At 71.4% G+C, this 21,841-nt stretch carries 18 protein-coding genes; 4 read left to right on the forward strand and 14 right to left on the reverse strand.

Annotation, left to right across the window (positions count from 1 at the left end):
* Positions 1–103: 103 nt before the first annotated feature.
* A complete protein-coding gene (locus NP777_RS14640; protein ID WP_256650570.1) occupies positions 104–1,594 on the forward strand; it encodes a M81 family metallopeptidase in 1,491 nt (496 codons plus the stop codon).
* 392 nt (positions 1,595–1,986) lie between these two features.
* Here NP777_RS14640 and gatB read toward each other — a convergent pair whose 3' ends face one another.
* The 9 genes from gatB to NP777_RS14685 all read right to left on the reverse strand — a co-directional run bounded on the left by gatB (position 1,987) and on the right by NP777_RS14685 (position 12,808).
* Positions 1,987–3,492, reverse strand: coding sequence for an Asp-tRNA(Asn)/Glu-tRNA(Gln) amidotransferase subunit GatB (gatB, locus tag NP777_RS14645; RefSeq protein WP_256650571.1), 1,506 nt, complete (start codon positions 3,490–3,492; stop codon positions 1,987–1,989).
* 15 nt (positions 3,493–3,507) lie between these two features.
* Positions 3,508–3,747: a hypothetical protein gene (locus NP777_RS14650; RefSeq protein WP_020868240.1), complete on the reverse strand. Its 240-nt coding sequence runs from the start codon at positions 3,745–3,747 to the stop codon at positions 3,508–3,510.
* Positions 3,744–5,237 carry an Asp-tRNA(Asn)/Glu-tRNA(Gln) amidotransferase subunit GatA gene (gene gatA / locus NP777_RS14655; RefSeq protein ID WP_256650572.1) on the reverse strand — a complete coding sequence of 498 codons (1,494 nt, stop codon included), beginning with the start codon at positions 5,235–5,237 and terminating at the stop codon, positions 3,744–3,746. The genes NP777_RS14650 and gatA overlap by 4 nt, the downstream gene beginning before the upstream one ends.
* Positions 5,238–5,242: 5 nt before the next feature.
* A complete protein-coding gene (gatC, locus tag NP777_RS14660; protein WP_020868242.1) occupies positions 5,243–5,539 on the reverse strand; it encodes an Asp-tRNA(Asn)/Glu-tRNA(Gln) amidotransferase subunit GatC in 297 nt (98 codons plus the stop codon).
* Positions 5,540–5,723: 184 nt separating this feature from the next.
* Positions 5,724–7,835: a putative bifunctional diguanylate cyclase/phosphodiesterase gene (locus NP777_RS14665; protein ID WP_256650573.1), complete on the reverse strand. Its 2,112-nt coding sequence runs from the start codon at positions 7,833–7,835 to the stop codon at positions 5,724–5,726.
* Between the two features lie 303 nt (positions 7,836–8,138).
* On the reverse strand, positions 8,139–10,349 hold the full coding sequence (gene ligA, locus NP777_RS14670) for an NAD-dependent DNA ligase LigA (RefSeq protein ID WP_256650574.1): 2,211 nt from the start codon (positions 10,347–10,349) through the stop codon (positions 8,139–8,141).
* 15 nt (positions 10,350–10,364) lie between these two features.
* The gene (locus tag NP777_RS14675; protein WP_256650677.1) at positions 10,365–11,318 is read right to left on the reverse strand and encodes a methionine synthase; all 954 of its coding nucleotides are present in this window, start codon (positions 11,316–11,318) and stop codon (positions 10,365–10,367) included.
* Between the two features lie 203 nt (positions 11,319–11,521).
* Positions 11,522–12,211, reverse strand: a complete 690-nt coding sequence (locus tag NP777_RS14680; protein ID WP_198278311.1) for an SDR family oxidoreductase — start codon at positions 12,209–12,211, stop codon at positions 11,522–11,524.
* A 120-nt stretch (positions 12,212–12,331) separates the two neighbouring features.
* Positions 12,332–12,808 carry an ATP-binding protein gene (locus tag NP777_RS14685; RefSeq protein WP_256650575.1) on the reverse strand — a complete coding sequence of 159 codons (477 nt, stop codon included), beginning with the start codon at positions 12,806–12,808 and terminating at the stop codon, positions 12,332–12,334.
* A gap of 292 nt (positions 12,809–13,100) precedes the next feature.
* Between NP777_RS14685 and NP777_RS14690 the strand changes: the two genes are divergently transcribed.
* Positions 13,101–13,955 (forward strand): helix-turn-helix domain-containing protein, encoded by an 855-nt coding sequence (locus tag NP777_RS14690; RefSeq protein WP_256650576.1) that lies wholly within the window; start codon positions 13,101–13,103, stop codon positions 13,953–13,955.
* 12 nt (positions 13,956–13,967) lie between these two features.
* Positions 13,968–14,165: a DUF397 domain-containing protein gene (locus tag NP777_RS14695; protein ID WP_256650577.1), complete on the forward strand. Its 198-nt coding sequence runs from the start codon at positions 13,968–13,970 to the stop codon at positions 14,163–14,165.
* Positions 14,166–14,342: 177 nt separating this feature from the next.
* Here NP777_RS14695 and NP777_RS14700 read toward each other — a convergent pair whose 3' ends face one another.
* Together NP777_RS14700 and NP777_RS14705 are read right to left on the reverse strand one after the other, a co-directional pair.
* A complete protein-coding gene (locus tag NP777_RS14700) occupies positions 14,343–14,870 on the reverse strand; it encodes an LOG family protein (RefSeq protein WP_198270836.1) in 528 nt (175 codons plus the stop codon).
* Positions 14,871–15,277: 407 nt separating this feature from the next.
* Positions 15,278–16,516 carry a glycosyltransferase gene (locus NP777_RS14705; RefSeq protein ID WP_256650578.1) on the reverse strand — a complete coding sequence of 413 codons (1,239 nt, stop codon included), beginning with the start codon at positions 16,514–16,516 and terminating at the stop codon, positions 15,278–15,280.
* A gap of 99 nt (positions 16,517–16,615) precedes the next feature.
* Here NP777_RS14705 and NP777_RS14710 point away from each other — a divergent pair, with 99 nt between their 5' ends.
* A complete protein-coding gene (locus NP777_RS14710) occupies positions 16,616–17,569 on the forward strand; it encodes a helix-turn-helix domain-containing protein (protein ID WP_256650579.1) in 954 nt (317 codons plus the stop codon).
* A gap of 91 nt (positions 17,570–17,660) precedes the next feature.
* On the opposite strand, the gene NP777_RS14715 is transcribed toward NP777_RS14710, so the two are convergent.
* The 3 genes from NP777_RS14715 to NP777_RS14725 all read right to left on the reverse strand — a co-directional run bounded on the left by NP777_RS14715 (position 17,661) and on the right by NP777_RS14725 (position 21,760).
* A complete protein-coding gene (locus tag NP777_RS14715; RefSeq protein WP_256650580.1) occupies positions 17,661–19,415 on the reverse strand; it encodes a glycine/sarcosine N-methyltransferase in 1,755 nt (584 codons plus the stop codon).
* A gap of 219 nt (positions 19,416–19,634) precedes the next feature.
* Positions 19,635–20,786: a tRNA 2-thiouridine(34) synthase MnmA gene (gene mnmA / locus NP777_RS14720; RefSeq protein WP_256650581.1), complete on the reverse strand. Its 1,152-nt coding sequence runs from the start codon at positions 20,784–20,786 to the stop codon at positions 19,635–19,637.
* Positions 20,787–20,848: 62 nt separating this feature from the next.
* Positions 20,849–21,760 carry a TIGR03619 family F420-dependent LLM class oxidoreductase gene (locus NP777_RS14725; protein ID WP_256650582.1) on the reverse strand — a complete coding sequence of 304 codons (912 nt, stop codon included), beginning with the start codon at positions 21,758–21,760 and terminating at the stop codon, positions 20,849–20,851.
* Positions 21,761–21,841: the final 81 nt, after the last annotated feature.

Below are 21,841 nucleotides of genomic sequence, written 5' to 3' on the forward strand. Positions count from 1 at the left end.
GGGGCGCCGTGATGTGCTTGTGACCTGGCACTCTGCCAGGCGAAAGAGATCCTTTGTCCCCTTTGTGGGCTTCACCACATGAGCGAGGGGGAAGTCGGAGAGCATGAATCCTGCCCCGTCCGGAGGCCGTCGCCCGCGTATCGGCATCGGCGGTATGCACATCGAGTCCAGCACCTTCAGCCCGCACCGCGCGGCCTACGACGACTTCCGCGTCACCCGCGGCGCCGAGCTGCTGGACCGCTACGCCTGGACCCGGCCGGACGGCGAACTGGCCGGGCGCGCCGAGTGGGTGCCGCTGCTCCACGCCGTCTCGCTCCCCGGCGGCCCGGTCGAGCGCGAGACCTACGACCGGATCAAGGGCGAGCTGATCGAGCGGCTGCGGCGGGCCGGTCCGCTCGACGGGCTGGTCTACGACATCCACGGCGCGATGAGCGTGGTGGGTCTGGAGGACGCCGAGGGCGATCTGACCGAGGCCGTACGGGAGGCGATCGGGCCCGACGCGCTGATCTCCGCCGCCATGGACCTCCACGGCAATGTCTCCCGCCGCTTCGCCGGCCGGCTCGATCTGATCACCGCCCACCGGCTCGCCCCGCACGAGGACGCCTGGGAGACCCGCGAGCGCGCCGCCCGCAAGCTGGTGGAGCGCCTGGCCTCCGGCCGGGGCCGCCCGCACCTGGCCTGGGTGCAGATCCCGGTACTGCTGCCCGGTGAGCGCACCAGCACCCGTCTGGAGCCCGCCAAGTCGCTGTACGGGCGGCTGGCCGCCGTGGAGGCGATGGACGGCGTCGTGGACGCGGCGATCTGGGTGGGCTACGCCTGGGCCGACGAGCCGCGCTGCCGGGCGGCCGTGGTGGTGACCGGTGACGACCCCGTGCTCGCCGTCGAGCAGACCCGCTCCCTGGCCCGCGAGTACTGGGAGATGCGCCGCGACTTCGCCTTCGTCGGCCCCACCGGCGGCGCCGACGAGTGCATCGCCGAGGCCGTCGCCTCCTCCGCCCGCCCCTTCCTGATCAGCGACTCCGGCGACAATCCCACGGCCGGGGGCGCCGGGGACCTCGCCTATATGCTCGGGCGGCTGCTGGCCAACGAGGACCTGGCCGCCGGCCGCGCCACCGCACTGCACCCCGGGATCACCGATCCGGCGGCGGTCGCGGAGTGCTTCGCCGCCGGGCCGGGCGCGACGGTCCGGCTGTCCGTCGGCGGCGGGATCAGCCGGGGGACGGCGGACCACGCCGCGCCCTGCGAGCTGACCGGCGAGGTGGTCGCGCTGCGCCGGGACGACCCGGTCGGCGGGGACCTCGCGGCGGTGCGGCACGGGGGCGTCACGGCGATCCTGGTCAGCCGCCGCAAGCCGTTCCACACCCTGGCCGACTTCGGCGAGCTGGACCCGCGCGGCTATGACCTCGTGGTCGTCAAGATCGGCTATCTGGAGCCCGAGCTGTACGCCCTGGCGGCGGACTGGCGGCTCGCGCTCACCCCCGGCGGGGTCGACCAGGACCTGGCGCGCCTGGGCCATCGGCGCCTCGTGCGGCCGCTGTACCCCTTCGACGACGAGGGGTTCGAGGTGCCGCATCTGGAGCCGCTGCTGCTCTAGCGCTCCGCGGGAAGTGGCGCGAGGTGCGGTCGTTCATCCGCGGCTGCGTCGTGGCTGGTCGCGCCCACGCGGCGGAGCCGCACATCGACACAGCCCCGCGCCCCTTCGGGGCGCAATCGAACCGCACCGGACTTCAGTGAGGCCGCTTAGGGCTCTCGGGGGTGTCCGGCGGTCCTGACACCTGCGGCGGGCTGCTCCCCTCCCCTTCCCACAACTGGGGCTCCGCCCCGGACCCCGGCCGGACATCCCGGATGTGCGAGTGCGTCCGGCGGTCATCCGAGGGGAACGAGCCACCGGGCATCCCGGAGCAGCGCGGAAGGGCGCATACGACGCCGGCGGGGCGCGCCCTCGCGCACCCCGCCGCCGTCACGCAGGGACGAATCCCGGGCCGGTCAGCCCTCGACGCCCAGCTTCTCCAGGATCAGCTCGCGCACCCGCGCCGCGTCCGCCTGGCCGCGCGTGGCCTTCATGACCGCGCCGACCAGCGCGCCCGCCGCCGCGACCTTGCCGCCGCGGATCTTGTCGGCGATGGCCGCGTTGGCCGCGATCGCCTCGTCCACGGCGGTGCCCAGCGCACCCTCGTCCGAGACGACCTTCAGGCCGCGCTTGGTGACGACCTCGTCCGGGTCGCCCTCACCCGCGAGGACGCCCTCGATGGTCTGGCGGGCCAGCTTGTCGTTGAGCGAACCCTCCTTGACCAGCGCGCACACCCGCGCCACCTGCGCCGGGGTGATCGACAGCTCCGCGAGCTCCACCCCGTCCTCGTTGGCGCGGCGGGCCAGCTCGCCCATCCACCACTTACGGGCCTGGTCGGCCGGGGCACCCTCGTCCATCGTGGCCGTGATCAGGTCGATCGCGCCCGCGTTGAGCACCGACTGCATCTCGTGCCGGGACAGGCCCCACTCCTCGCGCAGCCGGTTGCGGCGCACCCGCGGCAGCTCCGGAAGGCCGCCGCGCAGCTCCTCCACCCACGTCCGGGCGGGGGCGACCGGCACCAGGTCGGGCTCGGGGAAGTAGCGGTAGTCCTCCGCCTCCTCCTTGACCCGGCCGGAGGTCGTGGAGCCGTCCTCCTCGTGGAAGTGGCGGGTCTCCTGGATGATCGTGCCGCCGTCGTTCAGCACCGCGGCATGGCGCTGGACCTCGAAGCGGACCGCGCGCTCGACCGACCGCAGCGAGTTGACGTTCTTGGTCTCGGAGCGGGTGCCGAACTTCTCGGTGCCCTGCGGGCGCAGCGACAGGTTCACATCGCAGCGCATCTGGCCCATCTCCATGCGCGCCTCGGAGACCCCGAGCGACTTGATGAGCTCGCGCAGCTCGGTCACATACGCCTTGGCGACCTCCGGGGCCTTCTCCCCGGCGCCGACGATCGGCTTGGTGACGATCTCGATCAGCGGGATCCCGGCCCGGTTGTAGTCCAGGAGGGAGTGCTGGGCGCCGTGGATGCGGCCGGTCGCGCCACCCACATGGGTGGACTTGCCGGTGTCCTCCTCCATATGGGCGCGCTCGATCTCGACGCGGAAGACCTCACCGTCGACGTCGACGTCCAGATAGCCGTTGAAGGCGATCGGCTCGTCGTACTGCGACGTCTGGAAGTTCTTCGGCATGTCCGGATAGAAGTAGTTCTTCCGGGCGAAGCGGCACCATTCGGCGATCTCGCAGTTGAGCGCGAGCCCGATCTTGATGGCGGACTCGACGCCGGTCGCGTTGACCACCGGGAGCGAGCCGGGCAGGCCGAGGCAGGTGGGGCAGGTCTGCGTGTTGGGCTCGGCGCCGAGCGCCGTGGCGCACCCGCAGAACATCTTGGTCTTGGTGCCGAGCTCGACGTGCACCTCGAGCCCCATCACGGGGTCGTAGGTGGCGAGGGCGTCCTCGTACGACACCAGTTCAGTGACGGTCACGGAAAAACTAACCTCTCAGTCCGCGAGGACGTCGTCGTCGCCCATGCGCTTGAGCTCGCGGATGAGCAGGGCGACGCCGGTGACGATGGCGGCGGCCGAGACCACCGCGTCGGCCAGCTGCAGCTTGTCGTTCTCGAATCGGGCCTTCTTGGCCTGCTTCGCCACACTGACCGCGCCGAACAGCGAGGTCGCGATGGACAGGTAGGTGCCGGGCCTGGACTTCTTGAAGCCCTTCGCCTTCTTGATCGCACTCATAGGGACGGTGCCTCCTCGATCAGCGGGTGGCCCCACTTGTCGATGAGCGCGGCCTCGACCGCGGCACCGACCTTGTAGAGCCGGTCGTCGGCCATGGCGGGGGCGATGATCTGCAGTCCGACCGGCAGACCGTCCTCCGGTGCCAGACCGCAGGGCAGTGACATGGCCGCGTTCCCCGCGAGGTTGGTGGGAATCGTGCAGAGGTCGGCCAGATACATCGCCATCGGGTCGTCGGCGCGCTCGCCGATCGGGAAGGCGGTGGTCGGGGTGGTCGGCGAGATCAGCACGTCGACCCGCTCGAACGCCTTCTCGAAGTCGCGCTTGATCAGCGTACGGACCTTCTGCGCGGAGCCGTAGTACGCGTCGTAGTAGCCGGAGCTGAGCGCGTAGGTGCCGAGCATGATCCGGCGCTTGACCTCGGCGCCGAAGCCCTCCGCGCGGGTGAGCGCGGTGACGTCCTCGGCGGACTTGGTGCCGTCGTCACCCACCCGCAGGCCGTAGCGCATGGCGTCGAAGCGGGCCAGGTTGGACGAGCACTCGGACGGCGCGATCAGGTAGTACGCGGCCAGCGCCTTGTCGAAGGACGGGCAGGAGATCTCCTCGATCTCGGCGCCCAGCTCGCGCAGCAGCTCCACCGACTCGTTGAAGCGCTGCATGACGCCGGCCTGGTAGCCCTCGCCCGCGAACTCCTTGACGACGCCGATCCGCATGCCCCGCACGCTTCCGTTGCGGGCGGCCTCGGCGACGGCCGGGACCGGCTCGTCGATGGAGGTCGAGTCCATCGGGTCGTGCCCGGCGATGACCTCGTGCAGCAGCGCCGCGTCCAGCACGGTGCGGGCGCAGGGGCCGCCCTGGTCGAGCGAGGACGAGAACGCCACCATGCCGTAGCGGGAGACCCCGCCGTACGTCGGCTTGACCCCGACCGTGCCGGTGACGGCGGCGGGCTGGCGGATCGAGCCGCCGGTGTCGGTGCCGATGGCGAGCGGCGCCTGGAAGGAGGCCAGCGAGGCGGACGAGCCGCCGCCGGAGCCGCCGGGGACCCGGGTGAGGTCCCAGGGGTTGCCGGTGTGGCCGAAGGCGCTGTTCTCGGTCGAGGACCCCATGGCGAACTCGTCCATGTTGGTCTTGCCGAGGACGATCACGTCCGCGTCCCGCAGCCGCTGGGTGACGGTCGCGTCGTACGGCGGGATCCAGCCCTCGAGGATCTTGGAGCCGACCGTGGTCGGGATCCCCTTGGTGGTGAAGATGTCCTTGAGCGCGAGCGGAACGCCGGCCAGCGGTCCCAGCTTCTCGCCGCGCTCCCGCTTCGCGTCGACGGCGCGTGCCTGGGCGAGCGCCCCCTCGCGGTCCACGTGCAGGAAGGCGTGCACCTTCTCGTCCACGGCCTCGATACGGGCCAGGTGCGCCTCGGTCACCTCGACGGCGGTAACCGCGCCGGAGGCGATCCTGGCGGCGATCTCGGCCGCGGTGAGCCTGGTCAGGTCGGTCACGGTGGTCACTCCTCCCCCAGGATCTGCGGCACCTTGAAACGCTGCTGCTCCTGGGCCGGGGCGCAGGCCAGCGCCTGCTGCGGGGTCAGGGACGGACGGACCTCGTCCGGGCGCATGACGTTGGTCAGCGGCAGCGGGTGAGAGGTCGGCGGAACGTCTTGGTCGGCGACCTCGGAGACGCGGGCGACCGCGCCGATGATGTCGTCGAGCTGTCCGGCGAAGTGGTCGAGCTCTTCGGCCTTCAGCTCCAGACGCGCCAGCCGGGCGAGGTGGGCGACCTCCTCGCGCGTGATGCCAGGCATGCAGCGAATCCTCATGGGTGAGTGCGGAGTGTTTCCGGCCCAATCCTATGGCTCCCGCCGCACCGGGCGCGAAAGGCTTTGGCGCACCGGGGTTGTGCCCCCCCTAAAGTCTCGTCGCCGGGTGCGGCCCGGTGGCCGGTTGTGCCCACCCGTTCCGCCCCGCGGAACGACTGCCCACAACCGGTTACGTCACCGGCTGATCCGCGTCCTCGTCCGCCTCCGCGGTGGCGTCTTCGCTCGACGGCTCCGCCGTCTCGCGGTGCCAGCCGCCCTCACCCCGCGCCCGCAGCCACGCCGTCATCTCCTCCGGCGGCATCGCCGCGGCCACCAGCCAGCCCTGGACCGCGTCGCAGCCCAGATCCCGCAGCCGCTCCCAGGTCTCGTCGTCCTCGACGCCCTCCGCGACCACGAGCAGGCCCAGCGAATGGGCGAGGTCGACCGTACAGCGGACGATCTCCGCGTCCTCGTTGTCCACCGCCAGCCGGGCCACGAAGGAACGGTCGATCTTGAGCTCGCTCACCGGCAGCCGCCGCAGATGGACCAGCGACGAATAGCCCGTCCCGAAGTCGTCCAGCGACATCTTCACCCCATGACCGGTGAGCCCGGCCAGGGTGTCCGCGGCCCGCTGCGGGTCCTCCAGCAGGACGTGCTCGGTTATCTCCAGCTGCAGGGCGCCCGCCGGGACGCCGTGCCGGGCCAGCCGCCCGGCGACCGCGCCCGCGAAGCCGGGGGTGTGGACATCGCGCGGCGAGACGTTGACCGCGACGGGCACCTCGAGGCCGTCGGCGCGCCACCGCGCGACCTGGCCCAGGGCCGTCTCCAGGACGTACTCGGTCAGCCGGGGCATCAGCCCGGAGCTCTCGGCCATGGAGATGAACTCGTCCGGCGGCACCTTGCCCCGGTCCGGGTGCACCCAGCGCACCAGGGCCTCCAGGCCCGCCACATGGCCGTCGAAGCCGACCTTGGGCTGGTAGTGCAGCTCGACGTCGCCCGCGTCCAGGGCGCGCCGCAGATCGCCGAGCAGGCCGAGCCGGTCGGGGGTGTTGCCGTCCCGCCGCGCCTCGTACAGCTCGACTCCGCTGCGGTCCCGCTTGGCCTGGTACATCGCGACGTCGGCGCGGCGCAGCAGCCCCTCGGCGTCCAGGGCGTGGTCGGGGTAGACGGCGACGCCCGCGCTGGCCTCGAGCACCAGGGTCAGCCCGTCCAGGTCGAGCGGGGAGCCGAGGTCGCCGACGAGGACGCGGGCGCTGCGCTGGGCGCTGGTGAGCGAGTCGGTGGTGGGCAGCAGCACCGCGAACTCGTCGCCGCCGAGCCGGGCCACCTCCGCCCCGCGCGGCAGGGCGAGCCGCAGCCGCTCGGCGATCTGGAGCAGCAGCCGGTCACCGGCCAGATGGCCCAGGGTGTCGTTGACCGAGCGGAAGCGGTCGAGGTCCAGCAGCACCAGCGCGGTCCGGGTGCCGGCCCGCTCGGCCTCGTCCAGCGCGGTCCAGGTGCGCTCCAGCAGCCACTGGCGGTTCGGCAGCCCGGTGAGCGGGTCGCGCAGCTGCTCCTCGGCGCGGACCCGGGCGATCCACAGCGTGGAGTCCAGGGCGACCAGCGGCACCGCGAACAGCGGGAGCAGCAGCGGAGTGTCCCCTGCGACGACCACGATGAGGGGGGCGATGCCGAGGAGCGCGAGGCCGACGAGGGCCTGCCGGAAGAGGGCGGTGCGGGCGACGGTGGGCAGTCCGGCGCCGGGCGGGGCGAGGGAGCACCACAGCAGGGCGCGGGTCACCCCGAGATAGACGAAGGCGGCCAGGGCCGTCTGGGGGATGGCGGACACATCCCAGGTGTCGGTGCGCCAAGGGTGTTCGACGGAGGGGGTGGTGCCGAAGGCGGCGAGGGTGAGGGCGGCCGCGCCCACCCCGAGGATGTCGACCGCGCCGTGCAGGGCGGCCTGCCGCCATCGGTGCCGGCGGGCGGCGCCGACCAGGACGACCACGGCGAGGCTGACCAGCACGGCCGGAATCCAGCCGTAGAGCAGCAGGGCCGCCAGGGTTAACGCGGCCCCGGAGCCGGTGCCGCCCCACCAGCGGTCGCGGCCTAGGGCGACCAGATGGCCGACGATGATTCCGGTGAGCACGGCGAGCGACCAGCCCACGGTTCCGTCGGGAAAGAGCGCATTGCCCGCGTCGAGCACTCGGAACACTCCGATACCGAGTGCGAAAGCCGCCATGGCGACCGCGGCGGCCGGCAGCGCGGGCAGCACGGCCCGGCGCAGCCGCGACGCCGGGGCGGCGCTTTCGGTCGGTTTCATACCCGTCCCTCTCACAGCCGGCGGTGCCAGCGCCACGGCGGGCGCACACCTCAACAGTAGGCGGCAGAAGGGGAAGACGGGCGGCGATCGGCGACGGTTCCCCGAATGCCGCCCGACGATCCATGACCTTCTGCTATGCGCTGTAAGGGTGATGCCCTCCGGCTGCACCCGGGAAGTGCTCCCAGTCGTAATCCGGCCAGGTTTGGACCCATTGAGCGGACAAGATGGCCGGAGCGCTGCGCCGGATGGGTGGAGCGGCTACTCCAGGGGCTACTCCAACCGCCGCTCCACCGGCCGTCCGTGCTACTCCGCGGACTCTTCCCCGGACTCTTCCGGGGGCGTCATCGCGACCTCTCTCGCCGCGTCGGGGCCCTGTTCGAGCAGGACGCCAAAACCGTCCTCATCGAGCACGGGAACCTTCAGCTGCATGGCCTTGTCATACTTCGAGCCCGGATTGTCGCCGACTACTACGAAATCGGTCTTTTTCGAAACCGATCCGGTGACTTTGGCACCACGGCTCTGCAGCGCCTCCTTGGCCCCATCCCGGGTGTACGACTGCAGCGTTCCGGTGACGACGACGGTGAGACCCTCCAGCGGACGGGGGCCTTCGTCCTCGCCTCCCGCCTCCTCCAGCCGGACCCCGGCGCGCCGCCATTTCTCGACGATCTCGCGGTGCCAGTCGACCGCGAACCACTCCTTGAGCGAGGCGGCGATGGTCGGCCCGACCCCCTCCACGGCCGCCAGTTCCTCCTCGTCGGCCGTGGCGATCCGGTCCAGCGAGCGGAATTCCCGGGCCAGCGCGGTGGCGGCGACCGGCCCGACATGACGGATCGAAAGGCCGGTGATGATCCGCGCCAGCGGGCGCTCCTTGGCCGCCTCGATATTGGCCAGCATCGCCAGGGCGTTCTTCTTCGCCTCGCCCTTCTGGGTGGCGAAGAAGGTGACGACCTTCTCCTCACCGGTCTCCGGATCACGCTTGGGCAGTCCGCTGTCCGGGTCCAGTACATACGACCGAATGGGCAGCAGTTGTTCGATCTTCAGGTCGAACAGATCGCCCTCGTCCTTCAACGGCGGTTCGGCGGGTTCCAGCGGCTGGGTGAGAGCGGCCGCGGCGACATAGCCGAGGTTCTCGATGTCCAGGGATTTCCGCCCGGCGAGATAGAAAATCCGCTCGCGCAGCTGCGCCGGGCAGGACCGGCCGTTGGGACACCGCAGATCGACATCGCCCTCCTTGGCGGGCTGCAGCGGCGTATCGCACTCGGGACAGGTGGCCGGCATCACGAATTCCCGCTCGCTGCCGTCCCGCAGATCGACGACCGGGCCCAGGATTTCCGGAATGACATCGCCCGCTTTGCGCAGCACCACGGTGTCACCGATCAGCACGCCTTTGGCCTTGACCACATCCTGGTTGTGCAGCGTCGCGAATTCGACCTCCGAGCCCGCGACCGTGATCGGCTCGACCACCGCATAAGGCGTCACCCGCCCGGTGCGCCCCACGCCCACCCGGATGTCCACCAGCTTGGTGTTGACCTCCTCGGGCGGGAACTTCCAGGCGATCGCCCAGCGCGGCGCCCGCGACGTGGAGCCGAGCCGCCCCTGCAGCGGGATCTCGTCCAACTTGACGACCGCGCCGTCGATCTCGTGCTCCACCGAGTGCCGGTGGTCGCTCTCGCCGTAGTACGCGATGTACTCGCGCACGCCCTCGATCGTGTCCACCACCGAGAAGTGGGCGGCGGTGGGCAGCCCCCACTCGTGCAGCAGCTCGTACGCCTGCGACAGCCGGTCGATGTCGAAGCCCTCGCGCGCCCCGATGCCGTGCACCACCATGTCCAGCGGCCGGGACGCGGTGACCTTCGGGTCCTTCTGGCGCAGCGAACCCGCCGCCGCGTTCCGGGGGTTGGCGAACGGCGGCTTGCCCGCCTCCACCAGCCCGGCGTTCAGCTCCTCGAACCGCTCGCGGGGCAGGAAGACCTCGCCGCGCACCTCCACCAGCGCCGGGACGCGGTCACCCTTCAGCCGGTTGGGGATCTTGGCGATCGTCCGCACATTGGGCGTGATGTCCTCGCCGGTGCGGCCGTCGCCACGGGTGGCGGCGCGGGTCAGCCGCCCCTGCTCATAGGTGAGGTTGACCGCGAGGCCGTCCACCTTCAGCTCGCACAGGAAGTGGTACGAACCGCTGCCCAGCTCCTTGGCGACGCGGTCCGCCCAGCCGGCCAGCTCCTCGTCGTCGAAGGCGTTGTCCAGGCTGAGCATCCGCTCGCGGTGCGCGACCTCGGTGAACTCCGTCTCGTACGCCCCCGCGACCTTCTGGGTCGGCGAGTCCGGCGTGCGGAGCGTGGGGTGCTCCTCCTCCAGCGCCTCCAGCTCGCGCAAGAGCTTGTCGAACTCGGCGTCACTGACGACCGGCGCGTCCTTCACGTAGTACCGGAAGCGGTGCTCCTCGATCTGCTCAGCGAGCCTGGCGTGCCTCTCCCGCACCTCGGCGGGGACCTTTGACTGCTGTTCGCCGGCCACCGTGTCGTCCTCCCGTTACTCAGGGTTGTCCGCGAGCGATCTCGCCGCCCGGACGCAGTGGGCCAGCGCGGCGCGGGCGTACCCGGGCGAGGCGCCCGCGAGCCCGCACGACGGGGTGACCACCACCGACTCAGCGAGAGTCGCCGGTGCCAGCCCCAGCCTGCGCCACAGCGTCCTGACACCCCCGACGCTACCGGCAGGGTCCGACAATGGGGTGTCCGTGCCGGGTACCGCGCCGATGAGGAGTGCCGTACCGCCTTCCACGGCTTCCCCGATCGCCTCCTCCTCACCCTCCGTGAGCAGCGACAGATCGAAGGAGATCCCCGCGACGCCCGCGCGCCGCAGCAGCCCGAACGGCACGGCCGGTGCGCACGAGTGCACCACCACCGGTCCGTCGGCCGCCTCCACCAGGGTCCGCAGCGCGCCCTCGACCACGCCCCGGTCCACGGCCGCGTGGGTGCGGTAGCCGCTGGCCGTACGGACGCTCCCGCGCAGCACCGACGTCAGCGACGGCTCGTCGAGCTGCAGCACCACCTCGGCGCCCGGCACCCGGCGGCGCACCTCCGCCAGATGGGCGCGCACGCCCTCGGCGAGCGAGGCCGTGAGGTCCCGGCAGGCGCCCGGGTCGCTCAGCGCGGCCTCGCCGCCGCGCAGTTCGAGGGCGGCGGCCAGGGTCCAGGGCCCGACGGCCGACACCTTGAGCGCGCCCCGGTGCCCCTGGGTGAACTCCTCCAGCGCGTCCAGGTCCTCGCCCAGCCAGGAGCGGGCCCGCCGGGTGTCCCGGCCCGGCCGGTCGCTGATCCGCCAGCCGCTGGGCTCGACATGCGCGTACAGCTCGACCAGCATTCCGGCGGTGCGTCCGATCATGTCCGCGCCGGGCCCGCGGGCGGGCAGCTCCGGAAGGTACGGCAGGGCCTCCAGCGAGCCGGTGACGGTCTTCGCGGCCTCCCGCGCGTCGCCGCCCGGCATCGATCCGACGCCGCTTGCCGCTCCGCGGGGCCATGGGTGGTGGGGTGTGGTCTTCTCGCTCACGTAAGCGCTCCGCTGAAAGCGTTGATGTGCCGTCGGTCGTCTGCGGCAACGTTGTGGCTGGTCGCGCAGTTCCCCGCGCCCCTTCGGGGCGCCTCTCGGGGCGCCTCCGAACCTCAGCCGACCTCCGCCGCCGAGATGGCTCAGCCGCGTGGCCGCACCTGGAGGTCGGTGATCTCGGCGTCGTGCGGCAGGTCGAGCGCGGTCAGGATGGTCGTCGCCACGGTCTCGGGCGCGATCCAGCGCTCCGCGTCGTACTCCTTGCCCTCCTGCTGGTGCACCTTCACCTGCATCGGGGTGGCCGTGCGCCCCGGGTAGACCGTGGTCACCCGTACGCCGTTGCCGCTCTCCTCCCAGCGCAGCGCGTCGGCCAGCGCCTTGAGCCCGTGCTTACTGGCGGCGTACGCGGCCCACTGGGCGTTGGCGCGCAGCCCGGCGCCGGAGTTGACGAAGACGACATGCCCCTGGGCGAGCCGCAGCTGCGGCAGCAGCAGCCGGGTCAGCTCGGCGGGCGCCACGAGGTTGGCGGCGAGCTGGCGGTTCCACGCCTTCGGGGTCAGCTCCCCGACCTCGCCCAGATCGACCACTCCGGCGATGTGCAGCAGCGAGTCCAGCCGGTCGGGCAGCGTCTGATGGCCCAGCGCCCAGGACAGCCGGTCCGGGTCGGCCAGGTCGCCGACGACCGTCCGCACCCCCGGGAACCGCTCCGCCAGCTCCTTCGCCCGCCCTGCGTCCCGCGCGAGCAGCCACAGCTCGTCGCCGCGCTCGGCCAGCCGCTCGGTGACCGCCGCGCCGATGCCCGAGCCTGCCCCAGTGATCAGATGCGTTCCCATGGTCCCCAGCTTGCCTCACCGACGGGCCCGCCCCGACGACGGTCCCGGCTTGGCGCGATCCCATACCCGAAACCCGCGCGGACTTCCCGCCGGGCGCTTCCATCCTGTATCGGGCAGGCTTCAGGCCGCGAGGGCCGGAATCGGTGCCGGCGGCGGCCCGCCCCAGGACAACTCGAACCACAGCGTCTTGCCGCCGAAGCCGAACGGCTCCTCTCCGATGGCACAGCCGCCCCAGCGGTCGGCGAGGACGTCAAGGATGAACAGGCCGCGCCCGTTCTCCAGCTCGGTCGACGCCGACTCCGCCGACGGCTTCAGTGGCTCGGGCAGTTCGGGGTTGGTGTCCGTGACGCTGATCCGGAGGACGGGGTGCAGCCAGAGCAGGCGTACGGAGGCCCAGTTGTCGGAGTAGCGGACGGAGTTGGTGGTCAGCTCGGACGTCAACAGCGCGGCCCGCTCGACGAGTTCGCGCAGCCCATGCGCGGTCAGCACGGCTCGAAGGGTGGCCCGGACGATCCCCGGGCCGCGCGGGTCACGGGGGAAGCGGAGCTCGTATTCCCAGGGCTCGGTGAACAGCAGCGGCGGCGGAAACGGGGTCACGCGGCACCTCCGGTGTCGGGGTTTTCGTTCGCGGTACGTGGGTGTGTTCGCTGGCGCCGACGCTCGTTGGGTCGAGTGGCGCAACGGCGTCAGTGCCGTTCGCCCTCCGGGCAGGGGCGAACGTTGCGCTTCCGTTGCGGGGCGACGGCGCGGGCGAGTGGTTCGCATCACAAGCTAGAGCACGTTCCTTCACACGTGATGTCATCTCCACTATCGAGTGAATAATTGGCGCCTCACTCGACGGCTGCGAACCCCGCTGTCAAACTCAGCCTTCAGCGCAGAGAGAGGACCAATGGCATCAAGACCTGCCCCTACGGCCCGCCAGCGTCGTTTGGCCACGGAACTTCGTCGCATGCGCGAACAGGCTGATATTTCGGTCCAGCAGGCTGCGGCCATGCTCGGAGCGGACCGAACGATGGTCGCTCACATCGAGGCTGCCCGGACCGGGGTTAGCGAGGAACGTGTTCGCCAGCTCGCGTGCAACTACGCATGCCCCGATGAAGCTCTCATCGAAGCCCTCGCAGCCATGGCCGGTACTCGCGGAGACCAGCCCTGGTGGGAGGAGTATCGCGGCAAGCTCCCGGACGGCTTCCTGGACATTTCCGAGATCGAGCACCACGCCACGCGGATCCGCACCGCTCAGACGGTGCACCTCCCGGGTCTGCTGCAGACCGAGGAGCACGCCCGCGCAATCTTCGATCTTTCCGTCCCGGCACTGCGACGCCTGGACGTAGAGCTGCGCGTCGCCCACCGAATGGGCCGTCAGAGCATCTTCGATCGAGAAAGCCCCACGCCTTACGTCGGCATCATTCACGAGGCGGCGCTACGGATGCAGTTCGGCGGACCTGCTGTGGCCCGACCGCAGCTTGAGTTCCTGGCTGACGCTGCCGACCACGAGCACATCACGCTACTGGTCATCCCGTTCAGCGCGGGAAGCTTCTATGGTGCCGGGCAGTCCATCCTCTACGCAGAGGGACCAGTACCCCAGCTCGACACCGTGCAGTTGGATACGGCGTACGGAGCCCACTTCGCCGACTCCCCTACCCCGCTGGCCAACTACCGTTCACTTCTGGACCTGATGGAAGACTCCGCGCTCCCGCCCGACGAGTCGCAGAAGCTCATTCGGTCCATCATCCGTGAGATGTGAGAGGAGCCATCCGTGCACCAGCACACCTGGCAGCGGTCATCGTTCTGCAGCGGCGGCGGCAACAACTGCATAGAGGTCGCCGCCGACGACAGCGGCATAGCCATACGGGAGAGTTCGGAACCCAGCGCCGTTCTCAACACCGACAAGGTCGCGCTCCGCACGTTCATCTTCGGTGTTAAGCGCGGGCACTTTGACCGGTTGCTGAACTGACACGCTTTTGTCGGAGTGTGCGACGGTCAGACGGGGAGATGCCACCTCGGGCCCTCCGGTGAGCCGATCCATCAGCTATCTAGCGAGGGGACCCGCTTGGTCCCAGAGGTGGAGTGGCCCGTGCTGGTGCACGGTCCACCCCTCACCCTCGGCTTCCGTCCATGCCGGCACCCCCCGTCAGACGGACTCCAGATACGTCATGGCCTCCACCCCGTTCTCCGCGAAGAAGACCAGCTCGCTCAGCGGCCGGGGCAGGAACCCCTCCTCCTCCATTCGCTGGAACTGCTGCTTCAGGCCGTCGTAGAACCCCGCCGCGTTGAGCAGCACCACCGGCTTGATGTGCAGCCCGTGCTTCTTGAGCTCCAGGATCTCGGTGGCCTCGTCCAGCGTCCCGGTGCCGCCGACCATGATCACGACGGCGTCGGCGCGGGCGAGCAGCTGCGCCTTGCGCTCGGCGAGGTCCTTGGCGATCACCATCTCGTCGGCGTTCTCCCGGGCCTTGGCGGCGAGGAACTCCACCGAGATCCCGACCAGCCGCCCCCCGTGCTCCTGCACCCCGTCCGCCATCACCTTCATCAGCCCGACGTCGGACCCGCCCCAGACCAGCGTGTGCCCGCCCTTGCCGATCAGCTCGGCGAACTCGCGGGCGGGGGCGGTGTAACGGTCGTCGAGGTCGGCGGCGGAACAGAAGACGCAGATATTCATGCGCGCCACTCTACGAGCCGGGTCGGACACCCCGCCGCCCCGCGCCACGGGTCGCGCCGTGCGGCGGATCTTCCCCTCCCCGCCCCTTCCCGACACCTGACGATATGCGGCTCCGCCGCGTGGGGGGCTCCGCCCCTGGACCCCGTGGCCCGGGGGCCAAGCCCCTGCCACGCGGCGCAGCCGCATACCGATGCGGCGGGAAGGGGCGGAGCCCGGATTCCGGGGTCTGGGGCAAGGCCCGTTTCGGAGTCTGGGGCAGAACCCGTTTCGGGGCTCGGGGCAGAGCCCCGCCCCGGTTTCGGGGTCTGGGGCAGGGCCCCAGTTTCGGGGAGGGGCGGGGGGGAGCAGCTCGCCGCCGGCGTCAAGACCCGCCGGGCCCCCTGGACGCCCTGTCGCCGCGCCCGGCCTTACCCCCTGCCCGCCACGCCGATGTGGGTCAGCACCGCCGCGGCGCCGTCCTCCGCGCCGATCGCGCCGGCGAGTTCCGCCGCCCGCTGTCGGAGAGCGGGGGCAGTCAGGCAAATCGTGATTGCCGTGGCCAGGGATTCGGCGGTGAGTTCGTCGAGCGGCAGCGGCCGGGGGGCGACTCCGAGTCGGTGCAGTCGCGCCGACCAGAACGGCTGGTCCGCCATGGCGGGCACCGGCACCGCCGGGACCCCGGCGCGCAGCCCGGCCGCGGTGGTGCCCGCTCCGGCGTGGTGGACGAGGGCGGCCGTGCGCGAGAACAGCCAGTCATGCGGGAGGTCGCCGACCGTAAGGATGTCGTCGCCTACCGTAAGGGCGTCATCACCTGCCGTGGTCAGCCCGGCCCACCCCGCCTGCACCACCGCGCGCACCCCCGCCCTGGCCACCGCCGCCGTCACCAGTTCACCAAGCCGCTCCCCCTCGCCCGGCGCCATGCTGCCGAACCCGATGAACACCGGTGGCGGACCGGCCTGGAGGAAGTCGACCAGGTCGGCCGGGGGCCGCCAGTCCCGGGGCCGGGCGGGCCACCAGTAGCCCGCGACCTCGACCCCGGACGGCCAGTCCGCCGGACGCGGTACGACCAGCGGGCTGAAGCCGTGGAAGACCGGCCGGAGGTCCGCCCCCGTCGTCCGCGAGGTGGCGGGCGGCAGCCCGAGCCGGGTGCGCAGCCCCGCCACGGCGCCCGCCTGGAGCGCTCCGGCGTCCGCCAGCAGCCGCTGCCCCGCCGCCAGGTTGCCGTCCGGCCCGAGGTCCTCGGCGTCCGTGGCACCGGCCAGGGGGAACTCCCGCGTGGCGCACGCCGGTGCGAGAAAGGCGCCGATGACGGGGACGCCGGACGCCTCACCGGCCACCCGGCTGAGCGCCGCCGGGCCGAACGCGGTGAGCACCAGGTCCGCCCCGTCCGCCACCGCCGCCGCCACCCCGTCGGCGAGCCGGTCCAGGAACGCCGCCATCGCCGCCCGCGCCTCCTCCCACGAGGCCGCCCGCGCCCTGGCGCGGATCAACTCCCGTGGATCGCCCGGCAGCGGCCGGTGGTCCAGGCCGCATCCCTCGACGAGCCCGGCGAAGGGCGGATGCGCGGCCACGGTCACCTCGTGACCGGCCGCCAGCAGACGCCGCCCCAGGCCCGTGTACGGGGCGACGTCCCCGCGCGAACCGGCGGTCACGATCAGAATTCGCATGTGATGGTCCTCCTCGGCGAGTGCCGCCCGGCGCATACTCGGACGACGGCGTTCGCCACGGACGCTAAGGGCTCCCGCACGGTGGAGGTTCAAGCAACTGTGACGGACGGCACCCAGGACGGTGGCACGGTGGGCATCGGCGAGCTGGCCGCGCGCACCGGACTGCCGGTGAAGACGATCCGCTACTACTCGGACATCGGGCTACTGCCCGAGAGCGGACGCAGCTCGGGCGGCCACCGCAGATACGCCGCGGACGCGTTGCCCCGGCTCCGGCTGATCCAGCGCCTCCGCGCGCTCGGCACCCCCATCGCCGCGATCGACGCGGTCATGGCGGGGAAACGCTCGCTGGGCGAACTCGTCACCCGCGAACTGGACGCGGTCCAGGAGCAGGTGCGCGAGGCGACCTGGCGCCGGGAGGTGCTCCGCGCGCTGGACGGCTGCCCCGCGCCGGAACGGCTGCGCCGCCTCGCCGTGCTCGCCGGGGTGGGCAGCCCGGACGACGCCCACGACCGGCTGGTGCGGTACTGGCACTGGGCGCTCCCGGCCGATCTGCCGCGCCGCCTGGCCCAGACGGTCATCGAGGGCGCGGTGCCCGCGCCGCCGGCCGCCCCGACCACCGCGACCGTCCTGGCCTACGCCGAACTCCACGCCCTGGCCACCGCGGCCGACCGGCGCCGCCAACCGCAGCGCCATCAGGTGGGCGACGTCGCGTCGTTCTACGCCGGTCTCCTGGACGCCTGCGCACTGGCCGGCGAGGCCCTGGTCTCCGGCTGCCCGGAGCGGCGCGCCGAAGCGCTCGGCCACTACGTGCGCACCTACGCCCGCGTCGACGGCCACGACGACACACCGGCGTTCCGCGCGCGGCTGCGCGCCCGGTTCCGCCGTGGGCCGCGCGCCGGTTCGTTCTCGCTGCGCTACTGGCGACAGGCCCTCGCCGTCACCGGCGAGACCCCGCCGCCCTCCGCGACCTCCGGCCAGGGACACCTCGCGGCGCCGCTCGCCGCCCTGCATCATCAGGTCGCGGGCCTCCCCCTGACCGCGAACGCCCGGTGAGCGTCCCAGGTGGCCGACAGCGGGTCCGGAACCCGCCACCGGCCACCCGACCGGGTCAGAGGTCAGAGGTCAGGGGCCAGACGGCCCCGGGTCAGCGGGTGAAGTGGAAGATGCCCCAGGTCACATGGCGGTTTCTGCCGCCCTCGACCCAGTTGCTCAGCCCCTTCTTCATATGGGTGAGGTAGTCGGCGCTGACCTGCTCCGTCAGGCCGTCCGCCTCCTGGCGCCGGGTTTCCTCCAGGACCCGGGCGTAGTGGGTGATCAGCTGCTCGCGGTGTTCCTGGAAGCCGCCGCCGACCTCGATGAAGCCGAGCCGCGCCAGTTCATGGCGGTAGAACTCGGGCGACCCCATGGTCTCCAGGTGGATGCGGTCCAGGATGGGCCGGAGGGTTTCGGCGGGGCAGCCGTCGGCCGCCATGGGGTCGGTGAAGATGAGGTGACCGCCGGGGCGCAGCACGCGGGCGGCCTCCTCCAGGGGACGGGCGCGGTTGCCGCTGTGCAGGAACGCGTCCTGCGACCAGACGACGTCGACGCTGTCGTCCGGCAGCGGGATGGACTCGAAGGAGCCGTCCATCACCTCGATGGCCTCGGTCAGCCCGCGCTCGGCGTTCAGCGCGCGGTGCCGCTCGTTCTCCACCTCACTGAGGTTGAGCGCCACGACGCGGCAGCCGTACGTCTCGGCCAGATAGCGCGCCGAGCCGCCGAACCCCGCTCCGAGGTCGAGGACGACGGAGGACTCGGTCAGGTCAAGCTGCCCGGCCATACGGGCCACGGTGCGCCTGCTGGCCTCGGCGATCGGCTCGTCGGGCCGGTCGTAGATGCCGATGTGGATGTCCTCGCCGCCCCAGACGCTCCAGTAGAACGCGTCGGCGTCCGCGGAGTTGTAGTAGTCGCGGGCGGTGCCCACGGCTCCCGCATAGTCCCCGTTCGCCGTGACCGAACCGATCGACCCGACCGGCTCCTCCGTCGTGCGGTATTCCTTCTCCGCGACGTGAATGAAGAAGTCGGGCCGCTCCTCCCGGTAGGTGTGCTGGAAGTCGCCGTAGGTCTCGATCCGCTGGAAGCCGACCTCCTCCATCAGCCTGCGCGTGTAGTCCTTGCGCAGCGGAAACATGTTGAGGTGGTAGACGGATTCGTCGGGGAAGCTGTAGCGCATGCGCACCAGCCCCTCGTCCACGTACTCCGGTTCGACGGCGACGTCTTCTCCGCAGTAGTAGTACACATGCTTGCTGCTGTACCCGCGATCGAGGATCGCGTCGTAGTTGCGGTGATCCAGGATCAGGATTCCGTCATGCTTGAGCATGGCGTAGAACTCCGCCAGCGCCTTGCGCCGGTCGCGCTCGGAGAACAGATGCGTGAAGGAGTTCCCGAGACAGACGATGGCGTCGTACTCGCCGTGGGCGTCGCGGTTGAGCCAGCGCCAGTCGGCCTGGACGACGCGGAGGATGTGGTCACCGTGCTTGAGGCCGTTGGAGAAGGCCTGAGCGAGCATCTCGGCGCTGCCATCGGCGCTCACGGTCTCGAATCCGGCCTCGAGCAGCCGGACTGAATGGAAGCCGGTCCCGGTGGCCACGTCCAGGACCTTCTTGACGCCGCGCTCACGCAGCAGGTCGATGAAGAACGTACCCTCGCTCTCCGACCTCCGATCCCAGTCGATCAGCGAGTCCCACTTTTCGACGAAGCTGGGTACGTACTCCTCTGTGTAGTGATCAGTGTCCCTGACATCAACTGGATTGTCGCCAAATTTCTGTACAGGTTGCGCAGAAATAACGGAACCTCCGGTGCTGAGACAGCGGACCACGGCACCCGTGTCCGCGGGGCGCATTCCCAGATTCACGAGACGCATGCCACCGGAATGGCCGGACGCACGTTAATTTCAGAGAAACTGATCGCGCCAAACGGAGATCAACCACCCAATCCTGACTTTCGGCTTCTTTATCACCAAAAGCGGATATCACCCTGGAATTCTCCGCGGCCTCACAGCGTCCTCCGGGGGCTTCCGGGGGCTTTCAGAGCCGAGCCCCGGGAGGAGCCGCCGCCGCCTTCCGGGCCGACGGCACCGCCGCTACGAGGCGACCGCCTGGGCCCGCTCGGTCGCGGCGATGGTCGCGGAGCCGACGACCCGGGTGCCGTCGTAGAGCACGATCGCCTGCCCGGGCGCCACGCCCCGCACCGGCTCGGCGAAGGTCACCCGCAGCTCGGTTTCCCCGATTCGCTCGGCCATCACCTCGGTTTCGCCGCCATGTGCGCGCAACTGGGCGGTGTAGGTGCCCGGACCGACCGGAGGCGCCCCGCACCAGCGCGGCTTGATGGCGGTGAGGGCTGACACGTCCAGGGCCTCGACGGGGCCGACCGTGACCGTGTTGTTCACCGGCGAGATGTCCAGGACGTAGCGCGGCTTGCCGTCGGGCGCCGGATGGCCGATCCGCAGCCCCTTGCGCTGGCCGATGGTGAAGCCGTACGCGCCCTCGTGAGTGCCCAGCCTGTGCCCGTCCTCGTCGACGATGTCGCCCTCGGCCGTACCGAGGTGCTTGGCCAGGAAGCCCTGGGTGTCGCCGTCGGCGATGAAGCAGATGTCATGGCTGTCGGGCTTCTTGGCCACGGCCAGGCCCCGCCGCTCCGCCTCCGCGCGGATCTCGTCCTTGGTGGTCAGGGTGTCGCCCAGAGGGAACATCGCGTGGGCGAGCTGGCGCTCGTCGAGCACGCCGAGGACATAGGACTGGTCCTTGGCCATGTCGCTGGCGCGGTGCAGCTCGCGCGAGCCGTCCTCGCGCTCCACGACCGTGGCGTAGTGCCCGGTGCAGACGGCGTCGAAGCCGAGGGCGAGCGCCTTGTCCAGCAGCGCGGCGAACTTGATCTTCTCGTTGCAGCGCAGACACGGATTGGGGGTGCGGCCCGCCTCGTACTCGGCGATGAAGTCCTCGACCACGTCCTCACGGAAGCGCTCGGCGAGGTCCCACACATAGAAGGGGATGCCGATCACATCGGCGGCCCGCCGGGCGTCCCGCGAGTCCTCGATGGTGCAACAGCCACGGGCGCCGGTGCGGAACGACTGCGGGTTGGCGGAGAGCGCGAGATGGACGCCGGTCACATCGTGGCCCGCCTCGGCCGCCCGCGCGGCGGCGACCGCGGAGTCCACACCGCCGGACATGGCGGCGAGGACGCGCAGCCGACGGCCGTCGCGGGGACCTGTGGGCGCACCGGGGAAGTCAGTCATAACCCGGCCAGCATAAGTCGCCCCATGTGCCACGGCTAAATGGGTATGGCGCCCCGCCCCGCTCAGCTCGCCCGCGTCCGCTCCAGCACCCGCCGGACGAGGTCCAGGGCCTGGTCGGCGTCCTTGCCGAGGTAGATCAGATCGACGAAGGCGTGCTGGATGCCCGCCTCCCGCTCGGCCCGGACCAGGGCCGTCGCGATGTCGTCCACGGAGGCGTCGGCGCTCGGGTTGACGCGCAGGATCGCGTCGAACGCCGCCGGGTCCCGGCCCTCCCGCTCGACCGCTTCCCGCACCCCGGGCAGCCGCTCGGCGAGGTCGGCGACCGGGTCGGGCGCTCCGGATTTGGCGGGGACGACCGCGATGGGCAGCCAGCCGTCGGCGCGCCGGGCCACCCGGCGCATGGCCGCGGGCGCGAAGGCGGCGAGGTAGACGGGCGGGCGGGGGCGCGAGGCCGGTTTGAGGTCGACGTGGGAGGCGGGCACGGTCCAGTGGTCCCCGCGGTACTCCACCGGGTTACGGGTCCACCAGGCGTCCAGGGCGTCCAGGCATTCGTCCAGGCGCCGGCCGCGCTCGGCCATGGGGACGTCCACCGCCTCGTACTCCTCGGGCGACCAGCCGGTGCCGAGCCCGACCAGCAGCCGCCCCGCGCTCAGCAGATCGATGGTGGTGAGGGTGCGGGCGAGCAGCGCGGGCGGATACCAGGGGGCGTTGATGACATCGGTGCCGAGCTCGACCCGCTCGGTGGCCGCGGCGGCGGTGGCCAGCACGGCGAAGGGGTCGAGCGCGGCGCGGAATTCGGGCGGGATCACATCGGTGCCCGCGTAGCCGACGATCGGGTCGACCGGGGCCAGCAGGCGGTCCCCGACCCACAGGCTGTCCGCGCCGAGCTCCTCGGCCTGGCGCGCGAACCGCGCGATGTCCTCGGGGTGGTGGGCGAGCGGACCGAACTGGGGAAGGGCGAATCCGATGCGCATACCGTCAGCTCCTCGTCGAGCGGATGGACACATTCCGGCGTACACGTTTCCGGCGTACACGTTTCCGGCGGATACGTTTCC

The organism is Streptomyces rugosispiralis, assembly GCF_024505145.1.
Classification (GTDB): Bacteria; Actinomycetota; Actinomycetes; order Streptomycetales; family Streptomycetaceae; genus Streptomyces; species Streptomyces rugosispiralis.

Excerpts from the sequence above, each read along its gene's own strand:
- gatC (WP_020868242.1), bottom strand. The coding sequence starts at position 5,539 with ATGCCTGGCATCACGCGCGAGGAGGTCGCCCACCTCGCCCGGCTGGCG.
- NP777_RS14680 (WP_198278311.1), bottom strand. The coding sequence starts at position 12,211 with ATGGGAACGCATCTGATCACTGGGGCAGGCTCGGGCATCGGCGCGGCG.
- NP777_RS14640 (WP_256650570.1), top strand. The coding sequence starts at position 104 with ATGAATCCTGCCCCGTCCGGAGGCCGTCGCCCGCGTATCGGCATCGGC.
- NP777_RS14665 (WP_256650573.1), bottom strand. The coding sequence starts at position 7,835 with ATGAAACCGACCGAAAGCGCCGCCCCGGCGTCGCGGCTGCGCCGGGCC.
- NP777_RS14725 (WP_256650582.1), bottom strand. The coding sequence starts at position 21,760 with ATGCGCATCGGATTCGCCCTTCCCCAGTTCGGTCCGCTCGCCCACCAC.
- NP777_RS14700 (WP_198270836.1), bottom strand. The coding sequence starts at position 14,870 with ATGAATATCTGCGTCTTCTGTTCCGCCGCCGACCTCGACGACCGTTAC.
- NP777_RS14690 (WP_256650576.1), top strand. The coding sequence starts at position 13,101 with ATGGCATCAAGACCTGCCCCTACGGCCCGCCAGCGTCGTTTGGCCACG.
- mnmA (WP_256650581.1), bottom strand. The coding sequence starts at position 20,786 with ATGACTGACTTCCCCGGTGCGCCCACAGGTCCCCGCGACGGCCGTCGG.
- NP777_RS14705 (WP_256650578.1), bottom strand. The coding sequence starts at position 16,516 with ATGCGAATTCTGATCGTGACCGCCGGTTCGCGCGGGGACGTCGCCCCG.
- NP777_RS14675 (WP_256650677.1), bottom strand. The coding sequence starts at position 11,318 with ATGCCGGGCGGCGACGCGCGGGAGGCCGCGAAGACCGTCACCGGCTCG.
- NP777_RS14715 (WP_256650580.1), bottom strand. The coding sequence starts at position 19,415 with ATGCGTCTCGTGAATCTGGGAATGCGCCCCGCGGACACGGGTGCCGTG.
- NP777_RS14650 (WP_020868240.1), bottom strand. The coding sequence starts at position 3,747 with ATGAGTGCGATCAAGAAGGCGAAGGGCTTCAAGAAGTCCAGGCCCGGC.